Genomic DNA, 4,711 nt, shown 5'->3' with positions numbered 1-4,711 from the left:
GTGGGGGTGGCTGGGCCGGATGCCACGGTGCGGGTGCAGCGGACGGGTCGGGCGGCGAGGTTGTGGAGATGGACACCGTCATCGTGCTCGAACCCGATACGCCGACCAATGTGCGGATCCTCGGCCCCGACCGCGGGCCGGCGGACCCCGGGAACCCGGTGCGTCTGGCGCACTGCGCCCCCGCGGAGGCCTCCGGCGCCTGCGGCCCCCTGACGCTGTGCGGCCTGAGCACCTCCGACATGACCCTGGCCCCTCGCCGCTCCCCCGCGCCCGGCGGGCCCCAGTGGAACGCCTGCGGGGCGTGCCGCGAGGCCGAGGGGGGCGCGGTGGCCGCCGGTGCCGGGCCGGCGCGCGGGTTCAGGGGGCTGTGAACAGTCCGGGGAAGGACGGGGCCAGCCAGGGCCGGCGGCCCCAGGCGAGCACCTTGCCGCGGGCGATGGCGCCGGCGGTGGAGCAGCGGCCCAGGGCGAGGAGGAAGAACGCCACCGGCTCGACGAGGATCGTGCAGTCGGGGCGGCGGGGCGGCTCCTGGCTGACCGCGACGGCGCCGTCGGTGAAGGTGACCGCGAATCCGCCCGCACCGCGCAGCCGCAGCCGGTAGCAGGCGCTGTGGCCGGCCGCGGTGCGGGCGTCCGCCACCAGGGGCATGGCCGTTCGCAGGAACGGCATGGTCAGCCCGACGCGTTGCCGGTCGATCGGGTGGGGCCGGCCGAGCGCGACGGCGACGTCGTAGAGGTGGGCCAGCATGTGGGTCAGCAGGTAGGCGCCGAGGGTGTCCAGGTCCATCGGGCCGAGCGGGGTCAGCATCGGCTCGGTGCCGGTGCGCGGGCCGGCCGCCGCCGCGAACTCCCCTGCCTGGCGGGCGATTTCCTCGGCGAGTACGGCCGGGTCGCGTTCGGGTCGCGCGGCCAGCGAGACCTCGTTGGCCGCGGCCAGCGCGCCCGGGGTGCCGTCCCCGTACGGGCGTTCCTCCCCGGCGGCGAGGGCGGCCATCAGTTCGTTGGCCATCGCGAGGTGGGCGGCGGCCTCGGCGACCGTCCACTCGGCGCCGGGGATGCGGATGTCGCCGCGGCAGTCGGCGAGCAGGGGGACGGCTTCGTCGCCGACCGCGGTGACGGCCTGGAGGAGCGCTGTGCGTGTGGCGGAGGGAGAGTGTTGGGGGAACGTCATGGTGGTGAGACTGGTCGACTCCCGCACCGCTGTCCAGCTCCCTGACAGGGCCGGGGGAACGGGTGTTCCTGTCGGCCGGCGGGCGGGCGGACCGCGGGTTGGACGGCGGGCGGGCGGCGGGCGGACGTCAGCCGCCGTCCGCGGCGGGTCCGGCGCCCGGCGGGCGGTCGCGGTCGGGCCACACGGTGATGTGGTCGTGTTCGAGGACCAGTCGCACGCGGTGCGCCAGGCCGAGGGATTCCGTGAAGTCGCGCGGCAGTTGGAGCCGGCCGACCCGGTCCAGCACCGTGTACTCGACGGGTGCGCCGTCGCCGTCGGCGGCCGCAGGGCCCCGCAGCACTTCGGTGGAGGTGCGCCCGTCGCGGATCCGTACCGTGCGGCGGACCTGGTCGGCCACCAGGGCGTCGTGGGTGACGATCAGGACGGTGGTGCCCAGTTCGCTGTTGGCGGTGCGCAGGGCGGTGAAGATCTCCTGCGAGGTGGCGGTGTCCAGTTCGCCGGTGGGTTCGTCGGCGAGCAGCAGGCGGGGTTCGTTGGCGAGGGCGACGGCGATGGCGACCCGCTGCTGTTCGCCGCCGGAGAGCGCGGCGGGGGTGCGGTCGGCCGCCTGGGCGATGCCCATCAGGTCGAGCAGTTCGGTGGCCCGGGCGGCGCGGCGGCGGCGCGGTACGCCGGCGTAGCCCATGGGCAGTTGGACGTTCTCGCGGGCGGTCAGGTAGGGCAGCAGGTTGGCGGCGGTCTGCTGCTGGATCGTTCCGACGGTGCGGCGGCGGTAGGCGGTGCGTTCGCGCCGCTTGAGCGCGCCCAGGTCGGTGCCGTCGACGGTGGCGGTGCCGGCGCTGGGGGTGTCCAGGCCGGCGAGGATGCCGAGCAGGGTGGATTTGCCGGAGCCGGAGGCCCCGACCAGGGCGGTCAGTTCGCCCTCGCGCACGGTCAGGTCGAGTCCTTGCAGGGCCTGGACCTCGACGCCGCCGCGGGCGGTGGTGCCGGTGCGGTAGATCCGTACGAGGCTCTCGCAGTGGACCATGGGCCGGTCGGTCCCGGTGGTGGCGGGTCGTGCGTTCTCACGGGTGGTCACAGGGCCTCCCCCAGTCGTAGGACGGCGCCCAGGGCGCGGCGGCGGGCGATCGCGGTCTCCAGGGCGCCGGCCGCCGTCACCAGCACGGTCAGGGCGAGGCCGAGCGCCGTGGTGGTGGTCCAGTCGGTGTGTGCGGCGGGTTCGAAGGGCGCTCCGGTGAGCGCTTGCAGCCGCAGGCCGGGGCCGAGTGCCCCGGGCAGCAGCAGGCCCAGGGCGGTGCCGCCGGACGCGGCGGTGAGCAGCAGCGGCAGCGGGTGCAGCAGTTGCAGGGCGAGTACCGAGCGGCCGGTGAGCCCCAGGGTGCGCAGGTAGGAGGTGACGCGGGCGCGTTCGGTGGCGCTGAGGAGGAGGTCCAGGACGAAGGCGCCGAGGGCGAGCAGCAGGGCGAGTGCGGTGGTGACCTGGAAGGCGAGCTGGACCGAGCGGACCAGTCCGTCGGTGCGCAGGGCTTCGAACTCCGCGGCGTGGTCGAGCAGTTCGACCCGCGGGCCGGTCCTGCCGGTGGGGGCGAGCTGCGGGGTGGCCGCGGTGCGTACGGCGGCCCGGTCCAGTGGCGGGGCGCCGGCGGCCGGGTGGAGCAGGAGTGCGGAGGGGTGGCCGGGCTGTGCGGGCAGGCGTTGTGCGGAGGGGCCGGTGAACAGCAGCAGGGCGCCGGGGCGCGGCCCGTTGCCGAGGACCGGTCCGAGGACCGGGTCGCGCAGGGCGTCCTCGGGCAGGGCGCCGATCACGTGGACCAGGACGCGGCTGGTGCCCAGGGCGGACAGTTCGAAGGTGCCGTCGGGGAAGCGGGCGGCCAGGGCGGGGTCGGCCAGGGCGGTGAGCAGCGGTTCGGTGGGGTTCTCGCCGGTCTGCCGCACCGGTGCGTCGGCCCCGTCGGCGGCCAGCAGGGCGCGGGCGAGCGGGGAGGAGGGGCGGGCGGCGGACAGGGCGGCGGCGTCCAGTCCGACGAGCTGGGCGCCGGGGAAGGTGGTGCCGTCGTCCTGCGAGGTGAGTTCGCCGCTCGCGCCGGTGACGGTCACCTGGTGGCCGACGGTGGGGACGTGGGAGAGGTCCTCGGGCAGTCGGTCGCGCGGTCCGACCAGGGCGAGCGGTGCTCCGCCGGTGCGCCAGTCGGCGCTCTGGGCGCGGCTGTCGGTGACGGTGCGCGAGATCCCGGCGCCGAAGACGCCGTAGCCCATGGCCAGCGTCAGGACCAGCAGGGCGAGTGCGGCCGTGCCGGTGTGCCGGCCGGCCTGGGCGAGTGCCACCAGCGGGACCGGGCCGCGCGAGCGGCGCGCCCAGTGGGCGGCCCGGCGCAGCAGCGGGGGCAGCAGGCGGAGCAGGACGAGCGCCGCGACCAGGGCCAGCAGGACCGGGGTCAGGGCGAGCGGGAGGTCGAGGCCGGAGCCGGCGAGGGCGCCGCGGGTGCGCAGCGCGGTCAGGGCGCCCGCGGCGAGCAGCAGGGCCAGGGCTTCCAGGACGAGGCGGCGCGAGCGTGCCGGGGGCCGGGTGCGCGGGGCGCTGGTGAGCAGGGTGGCGGCCGGTGCGCACCAGACCAGCAGGGCGGCGGCGGCCGCCGGCAGGGCGGATCCCAGGGCGGTGCCCTGGGGCGTGGTGGCGCGGGCGATCGCCCAGCCCGCGGCGGCGCCGGCGCCGACCGCGACCGCGGCCTCGGCCAGCAGGCGGCCGGCGATCCCGGCGGTCCCGGCGCCCCGGGAGAGCTGGAGGGCGAAGGCGCCGGCCCGGCGGCGGGCGCCGAGCCGTGCGGTGGCGACGGCGGTGGCCACGACCACGGCGAGCAGTCCGACGAGCGCGAAGCCCTGGAGCTGTTGGGCGCGTCCGCGTTGGGCGGCGTAGGCGTCCAGTTCGGGCGTGAGCCGGTCGGTGACGGCGATCTTGGGCACGATCTGGCCGGCGAGTGTGCAGAGGCCGCCGGTTTCGTCCCCGCAGCGCTGGGCGGTGTCGGCGGCGCGCAGTCCGGCGAGGGCGGCGCGCAGTTCGGCGGTCCCCGTGGCGGTGGCGGCGGGCCCGGACCGGTCGGTGGCCACGGGCAGGTCCCAGGCCAGTTCGAGCGGTACGGTGCCGCGGCCCGCGACCTGTTCGATCCCTTCGGCGCTGGTGAGGAGTTGGCCGACCAGTTGCTGGCCGGTCTCGGCCGGGACGGTCCAGGGGGCGACGAGCATCGGGAACTGCTGCCAGAGGCGGTCGGCGCCGTGGTCGGTACGGAAGACGCCGACCAGGAGCACCGGGGTGGACCAGCCGGTACCGGTCAGGCCGAATCGCTGACCCGTCGTCAGGCCGAGGCGGTCCCTGGTGGTTTCGGAGACCGCGACCTCGACCGCGGGCGGCTGTCCGGGCGGGGCCGTCGGGTCGGGTGCGGGTTGCCGGGGTGCGCGGCCCTGGACGTACTCGACCGGGCCGTGGGCGTCGTCGGGCTGGGCGTGGCCGGTGGGCTCGCGGATTCCCACCGAGCACGAGCTGGCC

Annotated in this window: 4 protein-coding genes; 1 reads left to right on the top strand and 3 read right to left on the bottom strand. The window is 76.8% G+C overall.

What is annotated here, in order from left to right:
- The first annotated feature begins 68 nt into the window (after positions 1-68).
- Positions 69-371, top strand: coding sequence for a hypothetical protein (locus ACIQOV_RS28235; protein WP_359915130.1), 303 nt, complete (start codon positions 69-71; stop codon positions 369-371).
- Here ACIQOV_RS28235 and ACIQOV_RS28230 read toward each other — a convergent pair.
- The 3 genes from ACIQOV_RS28230 to ACIQOV_RS28220 all read right to left on the bottom strand — a co-directional run.
- On the bottom strand, positions 358-1,170 hold the full coding sequence (locus ACIQOV_RS28230; RefSeq protein WP_359915127.1) for a maleylpyruvate isomerase family mycothiol-dependent enzyme: 813 nt from the start codon (positions 1,168-1,170) through the stop codon (positions 358-360). The genes ACIQOV_RS28235 and ACIQOV_RS28230 overlap by 14 nt on opposite strands.
- 127 nt (positions 1,171-1,297) lie before the next feature.
- Positions 1,298-2,197: an ABC transporter ATP-binding protein gene (locus ACIQOV_RS28225; protein WP_401053225.1), complete on the bottom strand. Its 900-nt coding sequence runs from the start codon at positions 2,195-2,197 to the stop codon at positions 1,298-1,300.
- A gap of 47 nt (positions 2,198-2,244) precedes the next feature.
- A partial coding sequence (locus tag ACIQOV_RS28220; RefSeq protein ID WP_401053222.1) for a hypothetical protein occupies positions 2,245-4,711 on the bottom strand: 2,467 nt, incomplete at its 5' end.

It is taken from the genome of Kitasatospora sp. NPDC091257 (assembly GCF_044757675.1).
Classification (GTDB): domain Bacteria; phylum Actinomycetota; class Actinomycetes; order Streptomycetales; family Streptomycetaceae; genus Kitasatospora; species Kitasatospora lactacystinica.
The sequence above is the reverse complement of the archived record's forward strand: the minus strand, read 5'-3'. Positions and strand labels throughout refer to the sequence as shown.

Excerpts from the sequence above, each read along its gene's own strand:
- ACIQOV_RS28235 (WP_359915130.1), top strand. The coding sequence starts at position 69 with ATGGACACCGTCATCGTGCTCGAACCCGATACGCCGACCAATGTGCGG.
- ACIQOV_RS28230 (WP_359915127.1), bottom strand. The coding sequence starts at position 1,170 with ATGACGTTCCCCCAACACTCTCCCTCCGCCACACGCACAGCGCTCCTC.
- ACIQOV_RS28225 (WP_401053225.1), bottom strand. The coding sequence starts at position 2,197 with ATGGTCCACTGCGAGAGCCTCGTACGGATCTACCGCACCGGCACCACC.